The organism is Pseudomonas sp. FG36 (genome assembly GCF_057809275.1).
In genome coordinates this window covers 43214-67355 of sequence record NZ_JBMDJQ010000013.1, presented here as the reverse complement: position 1 = coordinate 67355, position 24142 = coordinate 43214, and the positions used below count along the sequence as shown (strand labels likewise).

Annotated in this window: 25 protein-coding genes; 3 read left to right on the top strand and 22 right to left on the bottom strand. The window is 63.4% G+C overall.

The window, feature by feature from the left end; genetic code table 11:
* Positions 1 to 80 precede the first annotated feature (80 nt).
* The 5 genes from ACODS9_RS12560 to rplM form a co-directional block, all read right to left on the bottom strand.
* Positions 81 to 860, bottom strand: coding sequence for a cytochrome c1 (locus ACODS9_RS12560; protein ID WP_046857020.1), 780 nt, complete (start codon positions 858 to 860; stop codon positions 81 to 83).
* On the bottom strand, positions 860 to 2071 hold the full coding sequence (locus tag ACODS9_RS12555) for a cytochrome b (protein ID WP_046857021.1): 1212 nt from the start codon (positions 2069 to 2071) through the stop codon (positions 860 to 862). The genes ACODS9_RS12560 and ACODS9_RS12555 overlap by 1 nt, the downstream gene beginning before the upstream one ends.
* Positions 2071 to 2664, bottom strand: coding sequence for a ubiquinol-cytochrome c reductase iron-sulfur subunit (gene petA, locus ACODS9_RS12550; protein WP_023628711.1), 594 nt, complete (start codon positions 2662 to 2664; stop codon positions 2071 to 2073). The genes ACODS9_RS12555 and petA overlap by 1 nt, the downstream gene beginning before the upstream one ends.
* Before the next feature lie 265 nt (positions 2665 to 2929).
* Positions 2930 to 3322, bottom strand: a complete 393-nt coding sequence (gene rpsI, locus ACODS9_RS12545; protein ID WP_003260797.1) for a 30S ribosomal protein S9 — start codon at positions 3320 to 3322, stop codon at positions 2930 to 2932.
* Between the two features lie 14 nt (positions 3323 to 3336).
* Positions 3337 to 3765: a 50S ribosomal protein L13 gene (rplM, locus tag ACODS9_RS12540; RefSeq protein ID WP_008097538.1), complete on the bottom strand. Its 429-nt coding sequence runs from the start codon at positions 3763 to 3765 to the stop codon at positions 3337 to 3339.
* Positions 3766 to 4021: 256 nt separating this feature from the next.
* On the opposite strand from rplM, the gene ACODS9_RS12535 reads away from it, so the two are divergent.
* Together ACODS9_RS12535 and ACODS9_RS12530 are read left to right on the top strand one after the other, a co-directional pair.
* Complete coding sequence (locus ACODS9_RS12535) at positions 4022 to 5062, top strand: NADP(H)-dependent aldo-keto reductase (protein ID WP_401104804.1); 1041 nt, start codon at positions 4022 to 4024, stop codon at positions 5060 to 5062.
* A 207-nt stretch (positions 5063 to 5269) separates the two neighbouring features.
* Positions 5270 to 6166 carry a GlxA family transcriptional regulator gene (locus ACODS9_RS12530; RefSeq protein WP_167335949.1) on the top strand — a complete coding sequence of 299 codons (897 nt, stop codon included), beginning with the start codon at positions 5270 to 5272 and terminating at the stop codon, positions 6164 to 6166.
* A 112-nt stretch (positions 6167 to 6278) separates the two neighbouring features.
* Here ACODS9_RS12530 and zapE read toward each other — a convergent pair whose 3' ends face one another.
* From zapE to ACODS9_RS12515, 3 genes are all read right to left on the bottom strand, one after another.
* Positions 6279 to 7373, bottom strand: a complete 1095-nt coding sequence (gene zapE, locus ACODS9_RS12525) for a cell division protein ZapE (RefSeq protein ID WP_023630138.1) — start codon at positions 7371 to 7373, stop codon at positions 6279 to 6281.
* A gap of 85 nt (positions 7374 to 7458) precedes the next feature.
* Positions 7459 to 8808 carry a tryptophan--tRNA ligase gene (locus ACODS9_RS12520; protein ID WP_046857023.1) on the bottom strand — a complete coding sequence of 450 codons (1350 nt, stop codon included), beginning with the start codon at positions 8806 to 8808 and terminating at the stop codon, positions 7459 to 7461.
* Between the two features lie 25 nt (positions 8809 to 8833).
* A complete protein-coding gene (locus ACODS9_RS12515; protein WP_046857024.1) occupies positions 8834 to 9469 on the bottom strand; it encodes an alpha/beta hydrolase in 636 nt (211 codons plus the stop codon).
* Between the two features lie 135 nt (positions 9470 to 9604).
* Between ACODS9_RS12515 and ACODS9_RS12510 the strand changes: the two genes are divergently transcribed.
* Positions 9605 to 10042 carry a Z-ring associated ZapG family protein gene (locus ACODS9_RS12510; protein WP_023630140.1) on the top strand — a complete coding sequence of 146 codons (438 nt, stop codon included), beginning with the start codon at positions 9605 to 9607 and terminating at the stop codon, positions 10040 to 10042.
* Positions 10043 to 10227: 185 nt separating this feature from the next.
* On the opposite strand, the gene ACODS9_RS12505 is transcribed toward ACODS9_RS12510, so the two are convergent.
* The 14 genes from ACODS9_RS12505 to hscA form a co-directional block, all read right to left on the bottom strand.
* Positions 10228 to 11019, bottom strand: coding sequence for an amidohydrolase (locus ACODS9_RS12505; RefSeq protein WP_046854260.1), 792 nt, complete (start codon positions 11017 to 11019; stop codon positions 10228 to 10230).
* Positions 11007 to 12155 carry a pyridoxal phosphate-dependent aminotransferase gene (locus ACODS9_RS12500; protein WP_401104811.1) on the bottom strand — a complete coding sequence of 383 codons (1149 nt, stop codon included), beginning with the start codon at positions 12153 to 12155 and terminating at the stop codon, positions 11007 to 11009. The genes ACODS9_RS12505 and ACODS9_RS12500 overlap by 13 nt, the downstream gene beginning before the upstream one ends.
* Before the next feature lie 200 nt (positions 12156 to 12355).
* Positions 12356 to 13819 (bottom strand): ribosome biogenesis GTPase Der, encoded by a 1464-nt coding sequence (gene der / locus ACODS9_RS12495; protein ID WP_046854258.1) that lies wholly within the window; start codon positions 13817 to 13819, stop codon positions 12356 to 12358.
* Positions 13820 to 13936: 117 nt separating this feature from the next.
* The gene (gene bamB / locus ACODS9_RS12490; protein ID WP_156177508.1) at positions 13937 to 15106 is read right to left on the bottom strand and encodes an outer membrane protein assembly factor BamB; all 1170 of its coding nucleotides are present in this window, start codon (positions 15104 to 15106) and stop codon (positions 13937 to 13939) included.
* Positions 15081 to 15722: a tetratricopeptide repeat protein gene (locus ACODS9_RS12485; protein ID WP_038706767.1), complete on the bottom strand. Its 642-nt coding sequence runs from the start codon at positions 15720 to 15722 to the stop codon at positions 15081 to 15083. The genes bamB and ACODS9_RS12485 overlap by 26 nt, the downstream gene beginning before the upstream one ends.
* Positions 15723 to 15760: 38 nt before the next feature.
* Positions 15761 to 17047: a histidine--tRNA ligase gene (gene hisS / locus ACODS9_RS12480; RefSeq protein ID WP_217868438.1), complete on the bottom strand. Its 1287-nt coding sequence runs from the start codon at positions 17045 to 17047 to the stop codon at positions 15761 to 15763.
* 24 nt (positions 17048 to 17071) lie between these two features.
* Positions 17072 to 18181 (bottom strand): flavodoxin-dependent (E)-4-hydroxy-3-methylbut-2-enyl-diphosphate synthase, encoded by a 1110-nt coding sequence (gene ispG / locus ACODS9_RS12475; protein ID WP_023630055.1) that lies wholly within the window; start codon positions 18179 to 18181, stop codon positions 17072 to 17074.
* 3 nt (positions 18182 to 18184) lie between these two features.
* Positions 18185 to 19234, bottom strand: coding sequence for a RodZ domain-containing protein (locus ACODS9_RS12470; protein WP_401104819.1), 1050 nt, complete (start codon positions 19232 to 19234; stop codon positions 18185 to 18187).
* On the bottom strand, positions 19231 to 19992 hold the full coding sequence (gene pilW, locus ACODS9_RS12465; RefSeq protein WP_489093981.1) for a type IV pilus biogenesis/stability protein PilW: 762 nt from the start codon (positions 19990 to 19992) through the stop codon (positions 19231 to 19233). Before pilW ends, ACODS9_RS12470 begins: the two co-directional genes overlap by 4 nt.
* Positions 19993 to 20006: 14 nt before the next feature.
* On the bottom strand, positions 20007 to 21149 hold the full coding sequence (gene rlmN, locus ACODS9_RS12460) for a dual-specificity RNA methyltransferase RlmN (protein ID WP_028689594.1): 1143 nt from the start codon (positions 21147 to 21149) through the stop codon (positions 20007 to 20009).
* A 28-nt stretch (positions 21150 to 21177) separates the two neighbouring features.
* Entirely contained in the window at positions 21178 to 21603 is a 426-nt protein-coding gene (gene ndk, locus ACODS9_RS12455; protein ID WP_008092560.1) for a nucleoside-diphosphate kinase, read from the bottom strand.
* Between the two features lie 89 nt (positions 21604 to 21692).
* A complete protein-coding gene (iscX, locus tag ACODS9_RS12450) occupies positions 21693 to 21893 on the bottom strand; it encodes a Fe-S cluster assembly protein IscX (RefSeq protein WP_023630071.1) in 201 nt (66 codons plus the stop codon).
* A 10-nt stretch (positions 21894 to 21903) separates the two neighbouring features.
* The gene (gene fdx / locus ACODS9_RS12445; protein WP_046854253.1) at positions 21904 to 22245 is read right to left on the bottom strand and encodes an ISC system 2Fe-2S type ferredoxin; all 342 of its coding nucleotides are present in this window, start codon (positions 22243 to 22245) and stop codon (positions 21904 to 21906) included.
* 3 nt (positions 22246 to 22248) lie between these two features.
* Positions 22249 to 24111, bottom strand: coding sequence for a Fe-S protein assembly chaperone HscA (gene hscA / locus ACODS9_RS12440; RefSeq protein ID WP_401104827.1), 1863 nt, complete (start codon positions 24109 to 24111; stop codon positions 22249 to 22251).
* Positions 24112 to 24142: the final 31 nt, after the last annotated feature.

Genomic DNA, 24142 nt, shown 5'->3' with positions numbered 1-24142 from the left:
AATGAAAACGCGCCCGGGGTGGCCCCGCGACATGGGTGGGGCACCCCGGGCGCGTTCAACTACCAGAAACTACTGCGTGATCAGTGCACGTCCTTCCAGTATTCGCGCTTGAGCAAGTAGGCGAACACGAAGAAGAAAGCCAGGTACAGCAACACGTAGGTACCGATGCGCTGGCTTTCCAGTTTGACCGGGTTGGCCGAATAGGCCAGGAAGGTCACCAGGTTCTTGACCTTCTCGTCGAACTGCTCGGTCGTCAGGGTACCGGATTTCTCCTCGACGGTCAGCTGGTCGCACGCTTCATGGGTCAATGGGCTGCCGGTCAGCGGGTCATATTGCTTCTTGCCGTCGACCACACTCTGCACCTGCTTGCAGCCAATCACCTGGTTGCCCTGCAGGCCAACCAGCACGTTTGGCATGCCGACGTTGGGGAAGACCTTGTTGTTCACCCCGTATGGCCGCGTCTTGTCTTCATAGAAACTGCGCAGGTAGGTGTACAACCAGTCGTTGCCACGCACCCGGGCAACCAGGGTGAGGTCGGGCGGCGCGGCGCCGAACCAGGTCTTGGCATCGTTGGGTTGCATGCCGATCTTCATGTGGTCGCCGATCTTGGCGCCGGTGAACACCAGGTTTTCGAGCATCAGCTCGTGGGGGATCCCCAGGTCGTCGGCAACACGCTCGTAACGCTGGAACTTGGCGCTGTGGCACCCCATGCAATAGTTGGCGAAGGTGCGCGCGCCATCCTGCATCGCGGCCTTGTCGGTCAGGTCGATATCGACCTTGTCCAGCTCCAGGCCGTGCTCGGCGGCGAACGAAAGGCCAGGCATCAATGCCAGCAAGCATACTGCAATAAACTTTTTCATCAGCCAGTCACCCTTTCCGGAACCGGTTTGGTCTTCTCGAGCCTTGTGTAGAACGGCATCAGCAGGAAGTAGGCGAAGTACAACACCGTGCACACCTGCGACAGCAAGGTACGCCCCGGGGTCGGCGCCAGCACGCCCAGCACGCCAAGGATGACGAAGGACACGCAGAACACCAGCAACCAGATCTTGCTCAGCCAGCCCTTGTAGCGCATCGAGCGTACGGGGCTGCGGTCGAGCCAGGGCAACACGAACAGCACAGCAATGGCGGCACCCATGGCGATGACCCCGAACAGTTTGTCGGGCACCGCGCGCAGGATCGCGTAGAACGGTGTGAAGTACCACACAGGGGCGATATGCTCAGGCGTCTTGAAGGCGTTGGCCTGCTCGAAGTTCGGTTTTTCCAGGAAGTAGCCACCCATTTCCGGGAAGAAGAACACCACGGCACAGAACACGAAGAGGAACACCACGACACCGGCGATATCCTTGACGGTGTAGTACGGGTGGAACGGGATGCCATCCAGCGGAATGCCGTTCTCGTCCTTCTTCTTCTTGATGTCCACGCCATCGGGGTTGTTCGAACCCACTTCGTGCAGCGCCAGGATGTGCAGCACGACCAGGCCCAGGATCACGATCGGCAGGGCCACCACGTGCAAGGCGAAGAAGCGGTTCAGGGTGATGCCGGAGATCAGGTAGTCACCACGGATCCACTGAGTCAGGTCATCACCGATCACCGGGATCGCGCCGAACAGCGAGATGATCACCTGGGCACCCCAGTACGACATCTGCCCCCAGGGCAGCAGGTAGCCCATGAACGCCTCGGCCATCAGCGCCAGGTAGATCAGCATGCCGAACAGCCAGACCAGCTCGCGAGGCTTCTGGTAGGAGCCGTAGAGCAGCCCGCGGAACATGTGCAGGTAGACCACGATGAAGAACGCCGAGGCGCCGGTGGAGTGCAGGTAGCGCAGGATCCAGCCGTACTCGACGTCGCGCATGATGTACTCGACCGAGGCGAAGGCCTCTTCCGCCGAGGGGGTGAAACTCATGGTCAGCCACACGCCGGTGACGATCTGGTTGACCAGCACCAGCAATGCCAGCGAGCCGAAGAAGTACAGGAAGTTGAAGTTCTTGGGCGCGTAATACTTGCTTAGATGGTCTTCCCACATCTTCGTCGCGGGGAAGCGCGCATCGATCCACTCCATGAACTTGCTCATCATGCGTTCTCCTGATCGACGCCGATGACGATGATTTCGTCCGACTCGTACGAGTGCGGTGGCACTGGCAGGTTGAGAGGCGCCGGCTGGGATTTGTAGACACGCCCGGCAAGGTCGTAGTGCGAACCGTGGCAGGGGCAGAAATAGCCACCGACCCACTTCGGCCCCAGGTCAGCCGGGGCGACCTCAGGGCGGAAGGTCGGCGAGCAACCCAGGTGCGTGCACAGGCCGACCAGGATGAGAATCTCGGGCTTGATCGAGCGGACTTGCGGGTCGACGTAGGTGGGCTGCACCGACGCCTTGGATTCAGGATCGGACAGCTCGCCGGTGATCTTTTTCAGATTACCGAGGATCTCCTCCGTTCGCCGCACGATGAATACAGGTTGCCCACGCCATTCAGCTACCATCTGCTGACCGGGCTCGACCTTGGCGATATTGACCTTCACCGGTGCCCCTGCGGCTTTCGCCTTGGCACTGGGAAACCATGACCCCACGAACGGTACCGCTGCCCCCACTGCCCCCGCTGCCCCGACCACGGATGTCGCGGCTACGAGGAAGCGGCGCCGGCCTGCGTTGACGCCGTCATTGCTCATTCAGTCCTCTCCCATCAGCTTGCTTGGCCTGTTTGAACAGGCATCTACTTAGGTACGTCTGTGGCACTAAAAATTGGCCGCAATGGTAAGGAACAAATCCACACGCTGACAAGGTGATTACCCGCTCGTCGGGCCACTACCCTCGCTTTGCTTGATCTGCGTCTATGCGACAAACGGCCACGGACTAGCAGACAGGTTAGTTGAAGACATAAAAAAAGCCCGGTTCCAAAAAGGAACCGGGCTTTTTTCGACTGCCGAAGCGGTATTAACGCTTGGAGTACTGAGGACGCTTACGCGCTTTACGCAGACCCACTTTCTTACGCTCAACTTCACGAGCGTCGCGGGTGACGTAGCCAGCACGACGCAGAGCGCCACGCAGGGTTTCGTCGTATTCCATCAGGGCGCGGGTGATGCCGTGGCGGATTGCACCGGCCTGACCGCTGACACCACCACCGGAAACGGTGACGTAGATGTCGAACTTCTCAACGGTTTCGGTCAGTTCCAGCGGCTGGCGAACAACCATGCGAGCGGTTTCGCGGCCGAAGAACACGTCCAGAGAACGGTTGTTGATGGAGATGTTACCGGTACCTGGACGCAGGAAAACGCGAGCGGTTGCGGTCTTGCGACGGCCAGTGCCGTAGTTTTGAGTCGCCGACATAATGAACTATCCCGTTAGATCTTCAGTTCTTGAGGCTGCTGAGCAGTGTGTGGGTGAGCAGCACCCGCGTACACTTTCAGCTTGCGGTACATGTCGCGACCCAGCGGGTTCTTCGGCAGCATGCCTTTGACCGCGGTTTCGATAACACGCTCAGGGGCCTTGGCGATCAACTTCTCGAAGTTGATTTCCTTGATACCGCCCGGGAAGCCGGAGTGGGAGTAGTACATCTTGTCGGAAGACTTGGCACCAGTCACACGGATTTGCTCGGCGTTGATGACGACGATGTAGTCGCCGGTGTCAACGTGAGGGGTGTATTCTGGCTTGTGCTTGCCACGCAGGCGGCTAGCGATTTCGGTAGCCAGACGACCCAGGGTCTGACCAGCGGCGTCGACTACGAACCACTCGCGCTTTACTGTTTCCGGTTTAGCAGTAAAAGTTTTCATTCTCTAAAGCCTCAGAGGCCGCCCAGCGAAAAATAGACGGCGAATCTTACTGGATAGTGCACAGCTTGCCAAGGGCAAGCGCGCAGCCGAACGCTGACGCTTTTGGGGGCTCGGGTCGGGCACGCCAATGTTCGACAAGGGTTCCCTGCGTGGTGGTGCATCACTTCCGCCACACGGAGAGGGGCAGAATTATCCAGATTGCAGGAAAAATTTCAACCTGCTTTTATGGTCATCTTTGCCATGGAGCGTCTACCCGATGGAATACCGCAAGCTCGGCCGTACCGACCTCGACGTCAGCGCCCTGTGCCTGGGCACCATGACCTGGGGCGAACAGAACACCCAGGAGCAGGCCTTCGCCCAGATTGCCCTGGCCAAGGCCAGCGGCATCAACTTCATCGACACCGCCGAGATGTACCCGGTGCCACCGCGCCCGGAGACCTACGCAGCCACCGAACGCATCATCGGCAACTGGTTCGCCGCCAACGGCGACCGTGACGACTGGATCCTCGCCAGCAAGGTCGCCGGCCCCGGCAACGGCATCAGCCACATCCGCGACGGCCAGCTCAAGCACAACCGCCAGCACATCGTCGCCGCGCTGGACGAGAGCCTCAAGCGCCTGCAGACCGACCGCATCGACCTCTACCAGCTGCACTGGCCCGAGCGCAGCACCAACTTCTTCGGCAAGCTCGGCTACCAGCACCTGCCCCAGGACATCTTCACCCCGCTGGAGGAAACCCTGGAGGTGCTCGATGAACAGGTGCGCGCCGGCAAGATCCGCCACATCGGCCTGTCCAACGAAACCCCGTGGGGCACCCTGAAGTTCCTGCACCTGGCCGAAACCCGCGGCTGGCCCCGCGCGGTGTCGATCCAGAACCCCTACAACCTGCTCAACCGCAGCTTCGAGGTGGGCCTGGCAGAGGTGGCAATCCGCGAGCAGTGCGGTTTGCTGGCCTATTCACCGCTGGCCTTCGGCATGCTGTCGGGCAAGTACGAAAACGGCGCCCGCCCCGAACACGCCCGCCTGACCCTGTTCAGCCGCTTTGCCCGCTATTCCAATCCGCAGACCGTGGCCGCCTGCGGCCGCTACGTGCAACTGGCCCGCGAACACGGGCTGGACCCGGCGCAGATGGCGCTGGCGTTCGTGACCCGGCAGCCGTTCGTGACCAGCAATATCATCGGCGCGACGAACCTCGAGCAACTGCGCAGCAATATCAACAGCCAGGCGTTGAACCTGGGCGATGAACTGCTGGCGGCAATCGAGGCGGTCCATCAGGAGCAGCCGAACCCCGCGCCTTGATGCAACACAGACGCTGCACTGCTCTTTCGTGGGGTAGACACAATCGCCAAAAAATAAGACGATCCAGCCGGTGATTGACCACTCTACCCTATAAGAACAATGACAATGATGTTTACCCAACCCCCGGCGTCGCTGCGGCGCGTCAGCATCCTGGCCGTTGATAAAGTGTTCGCTTCGACACTGATGCAGGCCAAGGATTTCTTCCACCTGGCCAGCCTGCGCTACAGCAAGCAACTGGGCCTGGGCCTGCAACCGATGTTCGAGATCGGCCTGGTGAGCCCGGACGGTTTGCCCGTGGACAGCTTCAGCAACGTGCAGTTGCCGGTCGACAGCGGCCTCAACGATGCCGACGTGATCATCCTGCCGGCCTTCTGGGACGACTTCGACAACCTGCTGCAACGCTATCCGCAGGTACTGCCCTGGCTGCGCGCGCAGCATGCCCGTGGCGCGGTGCTGTGCGCCGAGGCCAGCGGCGTGTTCTGGCTGGCCGAGTCTGGACTGCTCGACGGCAAGGAGGCGACCACCTATTGGCGCTTCTTCAGCAGCTTCGCCGAGCGTTTCCCGAAGATCCGCCTGAACCAGGACAAGCACCTGACCGACGCCGACAATCTCTACTGCGCCGGCGGCACCACCTCGGCCTGCGACCTGTACATCTACCTGATCGAACGCTTCTGTGGCGCCAACGTGGCCCGCGCGGTGGCCCGCGACATCCTCTACGAGGTGCAGCGCAGCTATACCCCGGGGCGTATGGGCTTCGGCGGCCAGAAGCTGCACCAGGACCTGATCATCCTGCAGATCCAGCACTGGCTCGAAGAACACTTCGCCGACAAGTTCCGCTTCGAGGATGTGGCGCGCAACCACGGCATGAGCATCCGCAACTTCATGCGCCGCTTCCAGAGCGCCACCGGCGACAAGCCCCTGCACTACCTGCAGCGCCTGCGCATCGAGACCGCCAAGGGCCTGCTGTCGAGCACGCGCAAGAGCATCAAGACCATCAGCTACGAGGTGGGCTACGACGACGCGAGTTTCTTCGCCCGGCTGTTCCGCCAGCATACGGAGTTGTCGCCGAACCAGTATCGGCAGCAGTTCATGCAAGAGGCCTGAAAGGCCTCCCAGCTACAAGCCTCAAGCTACAAGCCACAAGAAAAAGCCAGAGCAGTACGCGAACTGCTCTGGCTTTTTCTTGTGGCTTGCAGCTAGAAGCTTGCAGCTGCCGTCAGGGCTTGTGCGCCCGCGACAGGAACTCGTGGGACTGCATCTCCAGCAGGCGGCTGAGCGTGCGCTGGAACTCGAAGCTCAGGCGCCCGCCGGTGTACAGGTCCTTGAGCTCCACCTCGGCCGAGATGATCAGCTTCACGTTGCGGTCGTAGAACTCGTCGACCATGTTGATGAAGCGCCGGGCGATGTCGTCGGTGGTCACGCCCATCTGCTCGACATTGCTCAGCAGCACGGCATGGAAGATCTTGCCCAGCTCGATGTAGTCGTTCTGGCTACGCGGCCCGTCGCACAGGGCGCGGAAGTCGAACCAGGCGACGTCATCGCAGGTGCGCAGGGCATGGATCTCACGGTTTTCGATCATCAGCACGTCATTTTCGACGGCCTGGGTGCACTCTGGGGTCAACGCCTTGAAGCTGGCGCGCAGGCTTTCATGCGCCGCGTCGTCGAGCGGGAAATGGAACAGCTCGGCCTGCTCCAGGTGACGCAGGCGATAGTCCACGCCGCTGTCGACGTTCACCACATCGGTGTACTGCTTGATCATGGCGATGGCCGGCAGGAAGCGCGCGCGCTGCAGGCCGTCCTTGTACAGGCCGTCCGGGACGATGTTGGAAGTGGCCACCAGCGACACGCCGTTCTTGAACAGCTCTTCCATCAGGGTGCCGAGGATCATGGCATCGGTGATATCGGAGACGAAGAACTCGTCGAAGCAGATCACCTTGGCTTCGTCGCTGAAGCGCTTGGCGATGATGGTCAGCGGGTTCTTCTCGCCCTTGAGGGTCTTCATCTCCTCGTGGACGCGCTTCATGAAGCGGTGGAAGTGCGTGCGCATCTTCTGCTTGAACGGCAGCGCTTCATAGAAGGTGTCGACCAGGTAGGTCTTGCCCCGGCCCACGCCGCCCCAGAAGTACAGGCCCTTGACCGGCGTCTGCTCCTTCTTGCCGAACAGCTTGCCGAACACGCCCGGCTTGTTGTTCTGCGCGTGTACCAGGTCGTCGTACAGGCGCTGCAGGTGACGCACCGCAGTTTCCTGCGCCGCGTCATGGAAGAAGTCGGGGCGTTTCAGATCGGCTTGGTATCGTTCTAGGGGCGTCATGATTTCGTTAGCGAGGCAACAAAAAACGGGCCGTCACTGTAGCGACCGGCCCGCTTAATGGCAATCAGACTTGCGTCAAAGTGACTCAGTCCGCCTGTGGCGCCAGGGCCTCGCGCAGGCTGGTGATGGCCGCGTCACGGGCCTCGGCGGCCTCGAACTGCGGCCCGTCGGCAACTTGCTCACCGTTCAGCCACAGCGAGAAGCCCAGGCCCTCGACACGCACGTCGGCCTCGCCGCCCTGTTGCAGTTGCTTGCTCACCGCCCCCGCGCTCTTGCCATCGGCGAAGCTGCGCGACAGCAGCAATTGCTCGCCATCGGCGGCCAGCAGGCGGAAGCGGAAGCTGCCATCCTCGTCACGGAAGCTGACGAAGCGGGCGCTCTTGGCGGCCTTCTTCTTCACCTCGGTGCTGGCCTGCACGGTGGTGCGGAACGAGCGCAGGCCAACTGCCTCGCGCAGTTGCTCGAGGAACGGCGTGGCGATCTTGCGCGCCTTGGCGGCGCCGGCCAGGAGGATATCCTCGAGGTCCGACGGGCGCGAGATCAGCTGGTGATAGTGCTCGCGCTTTTCGGCCAACTGGCCGTCGAGCAGCTGGAACAGGCGCTGCTTGGCATCGCCCCAGCCCAGGCCCTGCAGCAGCTCTTCGCGGAACTCGGCGCATTGCGCCGGCGTCGAGAAGGCCTGGAACAGGGTGAACAGGTGCGAATTGTCCGGATCCTTGGCCTCCCCGGGGGCCTTGGAGTCGGTGACGATGCGCGAGATCGCATCCTTCATGTCCTTGGCGCTGGTGAACAGCGGGATGGTGTTGTCGTAGCTCTTGGACATCTTGCGACCGTCCAGGCCCGGGAGCGTGGCCACGCTCTCCTCGATCACCGCCTCGGGCAGGGCGAAGAAGTCCTTGCCCTGGCCGAACAGGTGGTTGAAACGCTGGCCGATGTCACGCGCCATCTCCACGTGCTGGATCTGGTCGCGGCCAACCGGCACCTTGTTGGCATTGAACATCAGGATGTCGGCGGCCATCAGCACCGGGTAGCTGAACAGGCCCATGGTCACGCCGGCGTCCGGGTCTTCGCCGGCCTCGACATTCTTGTCCACCGACGCCTTGTAGGCGTGGGCGCGGTTGAGCAGGCCCTTGGCGGCGACACAGGTCAGCAGCCAGGTCAGCTCCGGAATCTCGGGGATGTCCGACTGGCGGTAGAAGGTCACCTTGGCCGGGTCCAGGCCACCGGCGAGCCAGGTGGCGGCGATCTCCAGGCGCGAACGCTGGATGCGCTGCGGGTCGTCGCACTTGATCAGGGCGTGGTAGTCGGCCAGGAAGTAGAACGAGTCGACGCCGGGCTGCTGGCTGGCGAGGATGGCCGGACGGATGGCGCCGGCGTAGTTGCCCAGGTGCGGGGTGCCGGTGGTGGTGATACCGGTGAGGATGCGCGTGGTCATGGGGGTTCGCTTATTCAGGCTTGGCTCAGTTCGAAAGGCGCGGCAGCAGCAGATCCTTCAGATCGGTCAGCTTGCCATGGAAAAAGTGTCCGCATTCTGCCACTTTCAGCAGCTCGTGGGGGCGCGACAGGGCGGCGGACCAATCGTAGACCAGTTGCGGATCGACCACTTCGTCGGTGTCCGGCTGCACGACGGTCAGCGCGACGCGCTCGGGCAGCGGGAACTGCGCGTTCAGGCGCATCACCGCCGGGGCGATCATGAACAGCTGTTGCAGCTCGACATCCGCCGCCTCCAGGCGACCGGCCAGGCTGGCGGCAACGAAGCCGCCGAAGGAGAAGCCCATCAGCACCAGTGGCAGCTCGGGATGCTGCTGGCGCAACCAGGCTGCGGCAGCCTCGGCATCCGCTACCTCGCCGGCGCCCATGTCGTGGCTGCCGGCGCTCTGGCCAACGCCGCGGTAGTTGAAGCGCAGGGTGACGTAACCTGCATCACGGGCGGTACGCTGCAGGGTCGAGACCACCTTGTTGAGCATGGTGCCGCCCTGGACCGGGTTGGGGTGGCAGATCAGCACCGCGCCACGGGCATCGGCCACGTCCAGGTACAAAGCCTCGAGCTGGCCGGTCGGGCCATCAATGAACAAGGGGGTTTCGCGGATAAGCAAGGTACTACTCCGTGACCTCGTGAAGGGTCGACTCGTCTAGCAAAGGAATTCTGTTCTGATTTGCGATCGCTCGCGGTATACAGCGCAGGTCTGAGCCGTTAACGTAAAGCAAAGCCGTTTATAGAGGAAGGACTCGTGGAACACTCGCTCCTTGTTTGGTTGCTGCCGACCCTGGCCCTGGTTGTCGGTGTCGTCGTCGGTTTCGCGCTCGCCCGCCTGCTGCCCAACGCGGCACCGAGCAATACCCAACGCCAGCTGGATGACATCCAGCAGCGCTTCGACAATTACCAGAACGAAGTGGTAACCCACTTCAACAGCACTGCCTCGCTGGTCAAGAAACTGACCCAGAGCTACCAGGACGTGCAGGATCACCTGGCCGACGGCGCCAACCGCCTGGCCTTGGACGAGCTGACCCGCCAACGCCTGCTGGCCGCGCTGCACTCCGAAGCCGCACAAGGCCCGCGTGATCGCCTGACGCCGCCAAAGGATACCGCCGAAGTGCCACGCGACTACGCACCGAAGTCGCCGAACTCGCCGGGCATGCTCGATGAGAGCTACGGGCTCAAGCGCTGAATCGATGAACTGAAGAAGGCCTCGCAAGAGGCCTTTTTTGTGGGTAACAGGCTGATTGCGGGCCGCTCTGCACCCTTCGCCGGCAAGTCTCCCTCCCCGACTGCGCCGTCCCCAAGCCAAGCGCTATCCCTGTGGGAGCTGCGGTTCGCCGCCGCGACTTGCCAGCGATGAGCCCCGCGCAACAATCAATGCAGTTCGAAAGTATCGGCATCCATGTTGGCGGGGAACCGCGCTCGGTACGCGGCCAGCTCCGCCGCCCGCAGCACCACGGTGAACACCCCGTCGGCCTCGCCCGCGCTAAGCAGGCTCTCACCCTGGAAGTCCAGCACCTGGCTGTCGCCGGAGTAGGCGAAGCCCTTGCCATCGGTGCCGACCCGGTTCACTGCTGCCACAAAGCACAGGTTCTCGATGCCCCGTGCCGGCAGCAACCGGTTCCAATGCAGGCGCCGCGCCGCCGGCCAGTTGGCGGTGTACAGCAGCAAGTCGGTGTCCTGGGCATCGCGGCTCCACACCGGGAAACGCAGGTCGTAGCAGATCAGCGGGCGAATCCGCCAGCCCTTGAGCTCGAACTGCACCTGGCGCTCGCCCGGGGTGTAGTGCTTGTGCTCGCCAGCCATGCGGAACAGGTGGCGCTTGTCGTAGTGCAGGATCTCGCCATCGGGCCGCGCCCACAGCAGCCGGTTACGATGGCTGCCGTCGGCGGCCTGGATGATCACGCTGCCGGTGATCACGGCGTTGGCTTTCTTCGCCTGGGCCTTGAGCCATTTGTAGGTCGGGCCGTTTTCCGGCTCGGCCAGGCTTTCGGACTCCATCGAAAACCCGGTGGTGAACATTTCCGGCAGGACCACCAGGTCTACCTCGCCGGCCTGGGTGATCAGCTCCTCGAAGTGCGCGTAGTTCGCCTCGCGGTCGTGCCAGGCCAGGGTGGTCTGCACCAGGGCGATTTTCAGGTTCGGCAGTTGGCTCAGATCGCGCATAGTCTTTCCGCTGCCTGGCGCAGCGTCTCCTCGCGTTTGGCAAAGCACAGGCGTACCAGGCGTTGCTCGGGGATGGGTTGCTGGTAGAACACCGACACCGGAATGCTGGCCACGCCATGCTCACGGGTCAGCCACAGGGCCATGTCGACATCGTTCAGGTCGGGGCGGATCTGCGAATAGTCCACCAGTTGGAAATAGGTGCCCGGGGCACGGTTGAAGGTGAAACGCGAGGCCTGCAGTAAATCGCAGAACAGGTCGCGCTTGGCCTGGTAGAAGGCCGGCAGCTCGTCGATGTGCTCAGGGTGCTCGGCCATGAAATCGGCCAGGGCGCACTGCAAGGGCGTGACGCCGCAGAAGTTGACGTACTGGTGCACCTTGCGCAATTCGGCGCTGAGGGCCGGTGGCGCGACCACGTAGCCGGTTTTCCAGCCGGTGACGTGGTAGGTCTTGCCGAACGAGCTGATGACGAAGGCTTTGCTGTACAGCTGCGTGTGGGCCAGCACGCTGGCGTGGCGCACACCGTCGTAGATCAGGTGCTCGTAGACTTCGTCGCTGACCAGGTAGATATCGCGGTTGCCGATCAACGCGGCCAACTGGTCCAGGTCATCGCGGCTGATCAAGGCGCCGCTGGGGTTGTGCGGCGAATTGAGGATGACCATGCGCGTGCGCGGGCTCAGGGCGTCGCTGAACTTCTGCCAGTCGATGCTGAAGCTGCCATCGCGCAGCGGCACATGCACGCAGCGGCCACCGGCCAGCTCCACCGATGGCTCGTAGCTGTCGTAGCTGGGGTCGAAGACGATCACCTCGTCACCGGGGTGGATCACCGCCTGGATCGCGCAGAAGATCGCCTCGGTGGCGCCCGGGGTGATGGTCACTTCCTGGTCGGCATCGACTGCCACGCCATACAGCCGAGCGATCTTGGCTGCAACCTGCTGGCGCAGGGCTGGCAGGCCGGTCATCGGCGAATACTGGTTATGCCCGGCGGCCACGTGGCGGCCAACCGCATCGAGCAGGGCCTGGGGGCCGTTGAAGTCAGGGAAGCCCTGGGACAGGTTGAGCGCACCGGTCTGCATGGCCAGTTGCGACATGGTGGTAAAGATGGTCGTGCCGACGTTCGGCAGTTTGCTGCGGATCATGGAGCCCTCTTTCCTGGGGTTTGTCCGGCACGGGGGTGGATCCGAGCATAGCGGAACGAGCGGTCAGGAAAAAGGTTGAAACAATAGGGGGATTGCGGTGGATCAAAGGGCCCTATCGCCGGCAAGCCGGCTCCCACAGGTATTGTCGCTTGCGCATACGCTGTGGGAGCCGGCTTGCCGTCGATGAAGCCGGCACGGAATCAGCGCTTGTCGCGGCGCTTCTTCTCGGCCTTCTTGTGGTGCGACATCAGGCGGCGCTTCTTGTTGACCTGGCGGTCGGTGAGAGTGTTCTTGTTGCCCTCGTACGGGTTCTCACCGCCTTTGTATTCGATGCGGATCGGCGTGCCGACCAGCTTGAGCACGCGACGGTAGGTGTTCTCCAGGTAACGCGAGTAGGACTTGGGCACCTTCTCGGTCTGGTTGCCGTGGATCACGATCAGCGGCGGGTTGGCGCCACCGAGGTGGGCATAGCGCAGCTTGATGCGACGGCCGTTGACCAGCGGCGGTTGGTGCTCGCTGATGGCGTCCTCGAGGATCTGCGTCAGGCGGCTGGTCGGCCAGCGGGTGACCGCCGACTTGAACGCGGCCTGCACCGACTTGTACAGGTGGCCAACACCGGTACCGTGCAAGGCGGAGATGAAGTGGATGTCGCAGAAGTCGACGAAGAACAGCCGGCGCTCAAGCTCGGTTTTCACATAGTCGCGCTCGCCCGGCTCCATGCCGTCCCACTTGTTCAGTGCGATGACGATCGCCCGGCCAGCGTCAAGGGCGAAGCCCAGCAGGTTGAGGTCGTGGTCGACCACGCCTTCGCGGGCGTCCATGACGAAGATCACCACGTTGGCGTCCTTGATCGCCTGCAGGGTCTTCACCACCGAGAACTTTTCGACTTCCTCGTGGATCTTGCCGCGCTTGCGCACGCCGGCGGTGTCGATGAAGGTGTACTTCTCGCCATCGCGCTCGAACGGGATGTAGATACTGTCGCGGGTAGTGCCGGGCTCGTCGTACACCACCACACGCTCTTCACCGAGCATGCGGTTGACCAGCGTCGACTTGCCCACGTTCGGGCGGCCGATGATGGCGATCTTGATGCCGTCCTTTTCGCTCGGGCCGGGAATGCGCACGGCCTCTTCGCCTTCGGCGACTTCCAGGTCGAGGGCTTCTTCTTCGGCGTCACGCGGAATGTGGCCGAGCACCGATTCCATCAGGGCGTTGATGCCACGGCCCTGGGAGCCGGCCACCGGGATGGCGTTGCCCATGCCCAGCGGCGAGAACTCGGCGCGGGCGATGTCGGGGTCGATGTTGTCGATCTTGTTGGCCACCAGGATGGCCGACTTGTTCCGCTTGCGCAGGTGGTCGGCGATCATCTGGTCGGCGGCGGTCATGCCGGCACGGGCGTCGACCAGGAACAATACGTAGTCGGCTTCCTCGATGGCCATCAGCGACTGCTCGGCCATCTTCTCGTCCATGCCTACTTCGTCGCCGGTGATACCACCGGTGTCGATCAGGATGAACGAGCGACCCTGCCAGCTGGCATCACCATACTGGCGGTCACGGGTCAGGCCCGACAGGTCACCGACGATGGCATCGCGGGTCTTGGTCAGGCGGTTGAACATGGTGGATTTGCCGACGTTGGGGCGGCCCACCAGGGCGATTACGGGAACCATGCGGCTCTCCACTCTTGAATTCTTGAAAATGCAAAGGCCGCTGCAAGGCAGCGGCCGGAGTTCGGGCGGCGTTTCCTACGCCGCAACCTGAGCCCGCGAACGGGCCCAAGCATAGCTTCAGCGGATGGTCAGTGCCTCGAGCTTGCCGCTGTTGCCGAAGACGTAGATGGTGTCGCCGACCACAAGTGGGCGGGCGCGCAGGCCATCGCTGTCGATACGCTCACGGCCTACGAAGCGGCCATCGACCTGGCTGAGCAGGTGCAGGTAACCCTCGAAGTCACCCACCGCCACATAGCTGGAGAACACTTCCGGCGCCGACAGCTGACGGCGGGCCATGGAGTCGTTGCTCCACAGCGAGCTGGAAGAACGCTCGTCGACGCTCTGCACGGTGCCCGACGCTTCGCTGACATAGACGTTGCCGAAGCCCTGGGCGACACCCACGTAGCTGGAGGCATCACGCTGCCACTGCACGCGGCCGCTTTCCAGGTCCAGGCCAGCGACGCGGCCCTGATAGGTGCTGACGTACAGGGTGCCACCGGACAGCAGCAGGCCGCCGTCGATGTCCACCACGCGGTCCAGCTCGGAACGGCCCTGTGGAACGGCCACGCGGCTTTCCCACACTGGCACGCCGTTGCTGATGTCGACCGCCACCACCTTGCCGGTGGACAGGCCGGCAACGGCCAGGCGGTTGGTCACCACCGGCGCGCCGGTACCACGCAGGGTCAGCACGGCCGGGCTGTTCTCGTAGATCCAGCGACGGTCACCCGTGGCGGCGTCGAAGCCGACCAAGCGGTCGTCCTGGGTCTGCACCACCACCACGTCGCCATTGTTGGCGGGCGGTGCCAGCACTTCACTGGAGACGCGGGAGCGCCAGCGCTCCTCGCCGGTGCTGGAGTCCAGGGCAATGACCTCGCCCTTCAGAGTCCCCAGCATGACCAGGCCATAGCCCACGCCCACGGCGCCGGAAACCGGCAGCTCGAGGTCCTTCTTCCACACCACGTCACCGGTGATGCGGTTCAGCGCGAAGACCTCGCCGTTGACGTCGGAAGCGTAGATGCGGTCGTTCTCGATAGCCGGCACCAGGGTGTTGTAGGTCTCACCCTGGCCGTCACCGATCGAACGGCTCCACTGCTTCTTCAGTACCACTTCCTCGGTGAACTTGGTCAGCTCGGCCGGGGGCAGTTCCTTCTTGCTGTTGCTGCTGCAACCCGCCGCCAGGACGGCGAGGGTGAGCACTGCTGCTTGTTTCCAACCCTTCACTTCAGGCGTCCCCTTTGGCCAGGTCATCCAGCTTCAGTTGCAGGCCACCGATCGCGGCGTCGTCGGACAGCGCGGCCTTGGCTTTTTCGTAGGCGCCGTGCGCGTCATCGGCGCGGCCCAGCTGCACCAGCAGGTCGCCCTTGAGTTCTTCACGGCTGGCCAGGAAGGCCTTGTCGGTGTCGCCGTCGAGCAGCTTGAGGGCGTCCTCGGCCTTGTCCTGGGCCGCGAGCACGCGTGCCAGACGCTGGCGCGAAATCTCGCTCAGGGTGGCGTCGGCCGGCTTGTCCATCACGCTTTTGAGTTCGCTCGCCGCGTCGTCCAGCTTGCCGCTCTCGACCGCCACCTTGGCGACGAACAGGCTGCCGTACTGGGCGTAGGCGGTGCCGCCGAACTCGCTCTTGAGCTTGCCGGAAAGCTCCGCCACCTTGCTCGCGTCAGGCTTGCCATCCGGCGTCAGCGAGGTTTCCAGCAGGGCCTGGTACAGCGCCGAAGCGCCTTGCGACTGGTTGGCCTGGTACTTGTGCCAGGTCTGCCAGCCCATCACCACCACACCGGCCAGCAGGGCGCCGGTCAGCAGTGGCTTGCCGTTGCGGTTCCACCAGTCCTTGGCCGCTGCCAGGCCTTCATCATCGGTACTCGACACCCCAATACTCCTATTCGCCTATTCGTTGTCGGACCGCATCACGCCTGGGCGATCGCGGTTTCCAGGTGCGCAGCAAGCGCATCCCAGGCAATGTTCTGTTGTTCGCCCTGGCCACGCAGGGGCTTCACGCCAATCTCTTGCTTGGCCAGTTCGTCGTCGCCGAGGATCAGGGCGAACAGCGCGCCGCTCTTGTCGGCCTTCTTGAACTGGTTCTTGAAGTTGCCGCCACCGGCGTTGACCGCCAGGCGCAGGTTCGGCAGACGATCACGCAGTTGCTCGCTGATCTTCAGGCCAGCAAGCTCGGCCTGCTCACCAAAGGCGCACAGGTAAACGTCGATGGTACGGCTGATCGACTCAGGCACCTGGCCGAGGGTTTCGATCAGCAGCAGCAGGCGCTCGATACCCATGGCAAAGCCAACGCCAGCGGTCGGCTTGCCGCCCATCTGCTCGACCAGGCCGTCGTAGCGCCCACCGGCGCAGACCGTGCCCTGGGCACCGAGCTTGTCGGTGACCCACTCGAACACGGTCTTGCTGTAGTAGTCCAGGCCGCGCACCAGCTTGGTGTTGATCACGAACGGGATGCCAGCAGCGTCAAGACGCGCCTTCACACCCTCGAAATGCACGCGGGACTCTTCGTCCAGGTACTCTTCGAGCTTCGGCGCGCCCACCAGGGCGGCTTGGGTGCCTGCGTTCTTGCTGTCGAGGATACGCAGCGGATTGCTCTTCAGGCGGCGCTGGCTGTCTTCGTCCAGCTGATCGATGCGCTGGGACAGGAACTCCACCAGTGCATCGCGATAGCGCGCGCGGGCTTCGCTGGTGCCAAGGCTGTTGAGCTCCAGGGTCACTGCGTCCTGGATACCCAGCAACGCCCAGAGGCGCCAGGTGAGCATGATCAGTTCGGCGTCGATATCCGGGCCGGCCAGGTTGAACACCTCGACACCGATCTGGTGGAACTGCCGGTAGCGTCCCAGTTGCGGACGCTCGTGGCGGAACATCGGGCCCACGTACCAGAGCTTCTGCACCTGGCCATTACCGATGATGCCGTGCTCGAGCACTGCGCGCACGCAAGCGGCGGTGCCTTCCGGGCGCAAGGTAAGCGAGTCCTTGTTGTCCTGGAAGGTGTACATCTCCTTCTCGACGATATCGGTGACTTCACCGATCGAGCGCTTGAACAGCTCGGTGAACTCGACGATCGGCGTGCGGATCTGGCTGTAGCCATAGCTATCCAGCAAGCCGGCCACGGTGCCCTCGAAGTAGCGCCACAGCGGCGACTGGTCGGGCAGGATGTCGTTCATGCCACGGATGGCTTGCAGCGATTTGCTCACGAATAGTCCTTACGAATCTGTGTCTCAGCCGCGGGCGATCAGCGCCGCGTCGGCCTCGGCCTTCTCGGCCGCTTTCTGGCGAATGAGCTTTTCCAGCTCGTCGACCAGGTTGTCGTTGTTCAGCTTCTGCGATGGCTTGCCGTCGATGTACACCAGGTTCGGCGTGCCGCCGGTCAGGCCCACGTGCGACTCCTTGGCTTCGCCCGGGCCGTTGACCACGCAACCGATCACCGCCACGTCCAGCGGCACCAGCAGGTCCTCCAGGCGCCCTTCCAGTTCGTTCATGGTCTTGACCACATCGAAGTTCTGCCGCGAGCAGCTCGGGCAGGCGATGAAGTTGATGCCACGGGAACGCAGGTGCAGCGACTTGAGGATGTCGTAGCCAACCTTCACTTCCTCGACCGGATCGGCGGCCAGGGAAATGCGAATGGTGTCACCGATGCCTTCGGCCAGCAGCATACCTAGGCCGACGGCGGATTTCACCGTCCCCGAGCGCAGGCCACCGGCTTCGGTGATGCCTAAGTGCAGCGGCTGGATGATCTGCCTGGCCAGCAGGCGGTAGGCTTCGACGGCCATGAACACGTCGGAGGCCTTGACGCTGACCTTGAAGTCCTGGAAATCCAGGCGATCGAGGTGCTCGACATGGCGCAGGGCCGATTCGACCAGCGCCGCCGGGGTCGGCTCGCCGTACTTCTTCTGCAGGTCCTTTTCCAGGGAGCCTGCGTTGACGCCGATGCGGATCGGGATACCACGGTCGCGGGCGGCATCGACCACGGCGCGCACACGGTCTTCACGGCCGATGTTGCCCGGGTTGATGCGCAGGCAGTCGACACCCAGCTCGGCCACGCGCAGGGCGATCTTGTAGTCGAAGTGGATGTCGGCGACCAGCGGCACGCTGACCAGTTTCTTGATTTTGCCGAACGCCTCGGCGGCGTCCATGTCCGGTACCGAGACACGGACGATGTCCACGCCGGCATCGACCAGGCGCTGGATCTGCGCCACGGTGGCGGCGACATCGTTGGTGTCGGTGTTGGTCATGCTCTGCACCGCGATGGGCGCATCACCACCCACCGGCACATTGCCGACCCAGATCTTGCGGGATTCGCGACGTTTGATCGGAGATTCGCCGTGCATGACTTACTGTCCCAACTTCAGGCGAGCGGTTTCGCCACTGGTGAACGGGGCGACATCGACCGCCTGGCCGTTGTAGCTCACCTGGGCGCCGCGGGCGAAGCCCAGGCGCACCGCGAACGGTGGCTTGCCGGTCAGTTCCAGGCTGTCGCCCTTGCGCTTGATGGCGCTGAACAGCACCTTGCCGTTGCCGTCGGTGACCTGGGTCCAGCAATCGGCGGTGAATTGGATATGAACCTTGGCGCTGCCGGCCGGGGCCGGTGCGGCTTCAGCGGGCGCAGTCGGTGCGACCGCAGCAGTGGCCGCGACGGCTGTGGCTGGCGCGGTGGCGGCAGGCACGGCGGGGGTGACCACGGCAGGCGCGGCTGGCGCGACAACCGGTGCCACAGGCGCGGTGGCAGTCGGCGCGGCGCTGGTGGCTGGCGTGGCAGGCGCAACGGAGGCGACTGGCGCCTGGGCCTCAGCGACCGGCGCCTGCTCGGCACTGCTCGGTTCCAGCGGCAGGGCCTGGCCTTCGGCCTGCTGGCCCTCGCTCACGGCCTGGTCTTCCGGTTCGTCCAGCGGGTGAATCTGCGTGGTGCCGTCGGCGCTCTCGACCTCGACGTGCTCCAGGGCGATCTTGGCCAGGTCCTTGCCGCGCAGGCTGCTCTGGTCCTGCCACCAGAAGAAGCCGCCGCCGACCACGGCGACCAGCAGCAACAGGCTGACCACGCGCAGGATGTTGTGCGACAGACGCACCGGCTCTTCGATGCGGCCGAGCGCGTGCACTTCACTGCCTTTGGCGTGGGTCCCGGTGATCAGGTCGAAGGCCTCGACCAGGGGCGCCTGGTCCATGTCCATCAGCTTGGCATAGGCGCGGATGTAGCCACGGGCGAAGGTATGCCCGGGCAGCTTGTCGAAGGCGCCGTTTTCCAGGTTGTTCAGCGAAGATACCGTGAGGTTGAGCTTGCGAGCGACCTCAGCCTGGCTCCATTCGCGTTTTTCGCGGGCCTGGCGCAAGACGTCACCGGGGTTCTGGCGAGTCGCTGCTGCTACTTCAGTGTGCGCGGCTTTCATCGTTGCTCCGACAGGTATTGCTGATATTCCGGCGTACCGGGATAAAGTCGTTGTAATTGCTGGCCCAAGCGGGCCGCGGTGCCCTGCTCGTCAAGGGCAAGTGCCAGGCGATGGCCCAGCAGCAGGCTGCGGGCATTCTGGTCGCTCAGCTGGCTGAATCGATCGTAGTAATCCCGGGCCGGCACATAATGCCTGTTTTCGTAGGACAACTCAGCCATTTCGAGCAAAGCCTTCGGTTGCCGCTGATTGAGCCGAAGGGCCTTCTCCAGATATTCGCGGGCCTGAGCGCCCTGCCCCCGCTTCAAGGCGGTGAGCCCGAGGTTCTCGTAGACGCGCGAACGCTCAGGATACAGGGTATCGGCGGCGGCCTGGAGGAACATCGCGTGGGCTTCGTCGAAACGGCCCTGAGCATATAGGAAACTGCCGTAGTTGTTACGGATTCGCGTGTCATCCGGGCGGATGGCCAGGGCTTTGTCGAAATGCTCGCCAGCCAGGGCGGGCTCATCCTCGGCCTGGAATACCAGGGCGAGCGCGGCATGGGCGTCGGCGTCACGGGCGTCGAGGGCGAGCGCTTTGGCCAGAGGGGCCTTGGCGCGCCCGGTCAAACCTTGTTGCAAATACCCCAGCCCCAACTGCACATAGGCCTGCCCCGCCGCCTCACGCCCCTGGCGGTTGGCCAGGGGGTCACCGGCGCCGCCGGACACGCAGCCCGCCAGCAGCGAAAGCGTCAGGATCGACAGCGCGGTGCGCAGGCTCATGGGGCAGGTGCTCGTCAGGGGCGCGCGGCGCTGTCTTGCGGCTCGTCGGCGGCCAGCTGGCGCACCGCAATGTAGCGCTCGCTGCGGCGGGTGCGGTCATTGACCTGGCCCACCAGCTGACCGCAGGCGGCATCGATATCATCACCACGGGTGGTGCGCGTGGTCACGTTGAAGCCGCCGTGGTGCAGCAGGTCCTGGAAGCGGCGGATGGCATTGTTGCTCGGCCGCTCGTAGCCGGAGTGCGGGAACGGGTTGAACGGGATCAGGTTGATCTTGCACGGCACATCGCGCAGCAGCTCGATCATCTGTGCGGCGTGCTCGGGCTGGTCGTTGACGTCCTTGAGCAGGGTGTACTCGATGGTCAGCACGCGCTTGCCGCCGAGGGTGGACATGTAGCCCATGCACGACTCCAGCAGCATCTTCAGCGGGTACTTCTTGTTGATCGGCACCAGCTTGTTGCGCAGCTCGTCGTTCGGCGCGTGCAGCGACAGGGCCAGGGACACGTCGATGTGCTTGGCCAGCTCATCGATCATCGGTACCACGCCCGAGGTGGACAGGGTCACGCGACGCTTGGAAATGCCATAGCCCAGATCTTCCATCATGATCTTCATGGCGGCGATGACATTGTCGAAATTCAGCAGGGGTTCGCCCATGCCCATCATGACCACGTTGGTAATCGCGCGATCGATCTTGGCCGGGACGGTCCCGAAGGATTTGTTGGCAAGCCACACCTGGCCGATCACTTCGGCGGCGGTGAGGTTGCTGTTGAAGCCTTGCTTGCCGGTGGAGCAGAAACTGCAGTCCAGGGCGCAGCCGGCTTGCGACGACACGCACAGGGTGCCGCGATCGTCGGTGGGGATGTAGACGGTCTCGACGCAGCTGCCGGAGGCAACGCGGACCACCCACTTGCGGGTGCCGTCGGCGGAAATGTCTTCGCTGACCACTTCCGGGCCCCGAATCTCGGCAACGGCCTCGAGCTTTTCGCGCAAGACCTTGCCGACGTTCGTCATGGCGGCGAAATCATCGACGCCAAAGTGGTGAATCCATTTCATCACCTGACCGGCACGGAAGCGCTTCTCCCCGATTGAGTCGAAGAACTGTTCCATTTCCGCCAGGGTAAGCCCCAGCAGGTTGATCTTGTCAGTCGATGTCGTCATGGATTCACCCTCACTCGTAAGCCTTCGCTTAGCGAGTGGTTACCTCGGTAGCAGCGAAGAAGTAAGCGATTTCGCGAGCGGCAGCGGCTTCGGAGTCCGAACCGTGAACGGCGTTGGCGTCGATCGACTCGGCGAAGTCGGCGCGGATGGTGCCGGCAGCAGCTTCTTTAGGGTTGGTGGCGCCCATCAGCTCACGGTTCAGAGCGATGGCGTTCTCGCCTTCCAGAACCTGGACAACGACCGGGCCGGAAGTCATGAAGGCAACCAGGTCACCGAAGAAACCACGAGCGCTGTGCTCGGCGTAGAAGCCTTCGGCTTCGGCCTTGGACAGTTGCTTGATTTTCGAAGCGACGATTTTCAGGCCGGCTTCTTCGAAGCGAGTGGTGATCTTGCCGATGACGTTCTTGGCAACGGCGTCAGGCTTGATGATGGAGAAAGTACGTTGAACAGCCATGGAAAACTCCAGAAATATGAGTGTTGCGAAAAATTAAACCCGCGAATTATACGCGGGTTCCGGGGGATTGCCTAACCTGCAGCGTGCGTTCAGTCGGCTTCGTCGATCCAGGCCGCCTGGATGGCCTCGAGAACCTTCTCACCGCAACGCGACGGATCGTCATCGAATTCAGGCAGCGCCATGACCCAGGCGCGCAGATCGACGAAATTCACGTAATGAGGATCGACCTCAGGCTTGCTTTCCGCAAGCTGGATGGCGATCTCAAGTACATCAACCCATTTCAGACTCATGTACAAAACCTCAGTGCGGCGCTTCTGCGGCGTGGTTGAGCGAGTATTTGGGGATCTCGATGGTGAGGTCCTCATCGCCGACGACCACCTGGCAACCCAGGCGCGACTGCGCCTCCAGGCCCCAAGCCTTGTCCAGCATGTCTTCCTCCAGCTCATCGGCCTCCTCAAGGGAGTCGAAGCCCTTGCGGATGATGCAATGGCAGGTGGTGCAGGCCTTGACGCCGCCGCAGGCGCTTTCCATCTCGATGTGATGGTCGTGGGCCAGCTCCAGGATATTGGTCCCGGACGGCACTTCCACGGTCAGCCCTTCGGGGCAGAACTTCTCATGCGGCAGGAATGTCACCAGCGGCATCGATTACTCCTCGATCTCATTCAGGTTGCGCCCGGCCAGTGCGGCTTTGACCGTCGAATCAAGGCGACGGGCGGCAAATGCATCGGTCACCTGCGACAGACGCTTGGTCTGTTGCTCGATGGCGGCGCCATCGGTGCCGCTCAGCAAATCACGTAGTTCCTGCATCTGGAATTCGATCGCGTCGCGCTCGTCACTGCTGAGCAGGCGTTCGCCATCGGCGTCCAGGGCGCCCTGCACTGCTTCGAGCAGGCGCTCGGCGTCGACCTGGTGCTCGCGCAACTGGCGCGCGTGCTTGTCGGAGCCGGCATGCTCGAACGAATCCTTGAGCATGCGGGCGATCTCGCCGTCGGTCAGGCCATACGATGGCTTGACCTGGATGCTCGATTCCACGCCCGAACCCAGCTCGCGGGCCGCGACGCTGAGCAGGCCGTCGGCATCGACCTGGAAGGTCACGCGGATCTTCGCCGCACCGGCCACCATCGCCGGGATGCCGCGCAGCTCGAAGCGTGCCAGCGAGCGGCAATCGCTGATCAGCTCGCGCTCACCCTGCAGGACGTGGATCATCATGGCCGACTGGCCATCCTTGTAAGTGGTGAACTCCTGGGCGCGGGCCACCGGGATGGTGGTGTTGCGCGGGATCACCTTCTCCATCAGCCCGCCCATGGTCTCGAGGCCGAGCGACAGCGGGATGACGTCCAGCAGCAACAGCTCGCCGCCTTCGCGACGATTGCCGGCCAGGGTGTCGGCCTGGATGGCGGCACCGATGGCCACCACCTGGTCGGGGTCGATCGAGGTCAGCGGGGTACGGCCAAACAGCGCGCCGACCGCCTCGCGCACGCGAGGGACGCGGGTCGAACCGCCGACCATGACCACCGCGCCGACTTCTTCGAGCTCGACGCCGCTGTCACGCACGGCACGACGGCAAGCCTTGAGGCTGCGGGCGACCAATGGCTCGATCATGGCGTCGAAAGCCGCCCGGCTCAGCTCGCCCTGCCAGGCGCCGTGGCTGACACCGACCACGTCGGCGTCGGTCAGGGCTTCCTTGGCTGCGCAGGCAGCCTGCAGCAGCTGGCGCTGGGTGGCTGGGTCGAGGTCGGAGGAAAGTCCCGCCTGCTCGATGATCCAGCCGGCGATGGCGTGGTCGAAATCATCGCCGCCCAGGGCGGTATCGCCACCGGTGGCCAGCACCTCGAAGACACCGCCGGTCAGGCGCAGGATGGAAATATCGAAGGTGCCGCCGCCCAGGTCGTAGATCGCCACCAGGCCTTCGGCATTCTGGTCCAGTCCATAGGCCACGGCCGCCGCGGTAGGCTCGTTGAGCAGGCGCAGGACGTTGAGGCCGGCCAGTTTGGCGGCGTCCTTGGTTGCCTGGCGCTGGGCATCGTCGAAGTATGCCGGCACGGTAATCACCGCACCCACCAGCTCGCCGCCGAGGGTTTGCTCAGCGCGATGACGCAACACCTTGAGGATATCGGCCGACACTTCCACCGGGCTCTTCGGGCCCTGGACGGTGTCGATGAACGGCATGTGCGACTCGCCACCGACGAAGCGGTACGGCAGTTGCTCGCCCAATTGCTTGACGTCCGCCAGGCCGCGCCCCATCAGGCGCTTGACCGACAGGATGGTGTTCAACGGGTCGCTGGAGGCGGCATCACGGGCGACCTGGCCCACTTCGCTGCGACCTTCGAGATAACGCACGGCCGAGGGCAGGATCACCTGGCCCTGGTCGTCGGGCAGCGGCTCGCTGCGCCCGCTGCGCACGGCGGCGACGAGAGAATTGGTGGTGCCCAGGTCGATGCCCACCGCCAGGCGGCGCTGGTGCGGCTGGGGGCTCTGACCGGGTTCGGCGATCTGCAGTAGGGCCATGCTTATCTGAGTACCTTAGGCGTCATCACGG

What these genes read in the sequence shown, in the direction of transcription:
- ACODS9_RS12505 (WP_046854260.1), bottom strand. Translation starts at nt 11,019, where the DNA reads ATGCGCGATCTGAGCCAACTGCCGAACCTGAAAATCGCCCTGGTGCAG.
- rplM (WP_008097538.1), bottom strand. Translation starts at nt 3,765, where the DNA reads ATGAAAACTTTTACTGCTAAACCGGAAACAGTAAAGCGCGAGTGGTTC.
- hscA (WP_401104827.1), bottom strand. Translation starts at nt 24,111, where the DNA reads ATGGCCCTACTGCAGATCGCCGAACCCGGTCAGAGCCCCCAGCCGCAC.
- petA (WP_023628711.1), bottom strand. Translation starts at nt 2,664, where the DNA reads ATGAGCAATGACGGCGTCAACGCAGGCCGGCGCCGCTTCCTCGTAGCC.
- ACODS9_RS12520 (WP_046857023.1), bottom strand. Translation starts at nt 8,808, where the DNA reads ATGACCACGCGCATCCTCACCGGTATCACCACCACCGGCACCCCGCAC.
- ACODS9_RS12500 (WP_401104811.1), bottom strand. Translation starts at nt 12,155, where the DNA reads ATGATCCGCAGCAAACTGCCGAACGTCGGCACGACCATCTTTACCACC.
- rpsI (WP_003260797.1), bottom strand. Translation starts at nt 3,322, where the DNA reads ATGTCGGCGACTCAAAACTACGGCACTGGCCGTCGCAAGACCGCAACC.
- fdx (WP_046854253.1), bottom strand. Translation starts at nt 22,245, where the DNA reads ATGCCGCTGGTGACATTCCTGCCGCATGAGAAGTTCTGCCCCGAAGGG.
- zapE (WP_023630138.1), bottom strand. Translation starts at nt 7,373, where the DNA reads ATGACGCCCCTAGAACGATACCAAGCCGATCTGAAACGCCCCGACTTC.
- pilW (WP_489093981.1), bottom strand. Translation starts at nt 19,992, where the DNA reads ATGAGCCTGCGCACCGCGCTGTCGATCCTGACGCTTTCGCTGCTGGCG.
- der (WP_046854258.1), bottom strand. Translation starts at nt 13,819, where the DNA reads ATGGTTCCCGTAATCGCCCTGGTGGGCCGCCCCAACGTCGGCAAATCC.
- ndk (WP_008092560.1), bottom strand. Translation starts at nt 21,603, where the DNA reads ATGGCTGTTCAACGTACTTTCTCCATCATCAAGCCTGACGCCGTTGCC.
- ispG (WP_023630055.1), bottom strand. Translation starts at nt 18,181, where the DNA reads ATGCACGGCGAATCTCCGATCAAACGTCGCGAATCCCGCAAGATCTGG.
- rlmN (WP_028689594.1), bottom strand. Translation starts at nt 21,149, where the DNA reads ATGACGACATCGACTGACAAGATCAACCTGCTGGGGCTTACCCTGGCG.
- bamB (WP_156177508.1), bottom strand. Translation starts at nt 15,106, where the DNA reads ATGACCTGGCCAAAGGGGACGCCTGAAGTGAAGGGTTGGAAACAAGCA.
- ACODS9_RS12560 (WP_046857020.1), bottom strand. Translation starts at nt 860, where the DNA reads ATGAAAAAGTTTATTGCAGTATGCTTGCTGGCATTGATGCCTGGCCTT.
- ACODS9_RS12535 (WP_401104804.1), top strand. Translation starts at nt 4,022, where the DNA reads ATGGAATACCGCAAGCTCGGCCGTACCGACCTCGACGTCAGCGCCCTG.
- iscX (WP_023630071.1), bottom strand. Translation starts at nt 21,893, where the DNA reads ATGAGTCTGAAATGGGTTGATGTACTTGAGATCGCCATCCAGCTTGCG.
- ACODS9_RS12470 (WP_401104819.1), bottom strand. Translation starts at nt 19,234, where the DNA reads ATGAAAGCCGCGCACACTGAAGTAGCAGCAGCGACTCGCCAGAACCCC.
- ACODS9_RS12555 (WP_046857021.1), bottom strand. Translation starts at nt 2,071, where the DNA reads ATGAGCAAGTTCATGGAGTGGATCGATGCGCGCTTCCCCGCGACGAAG.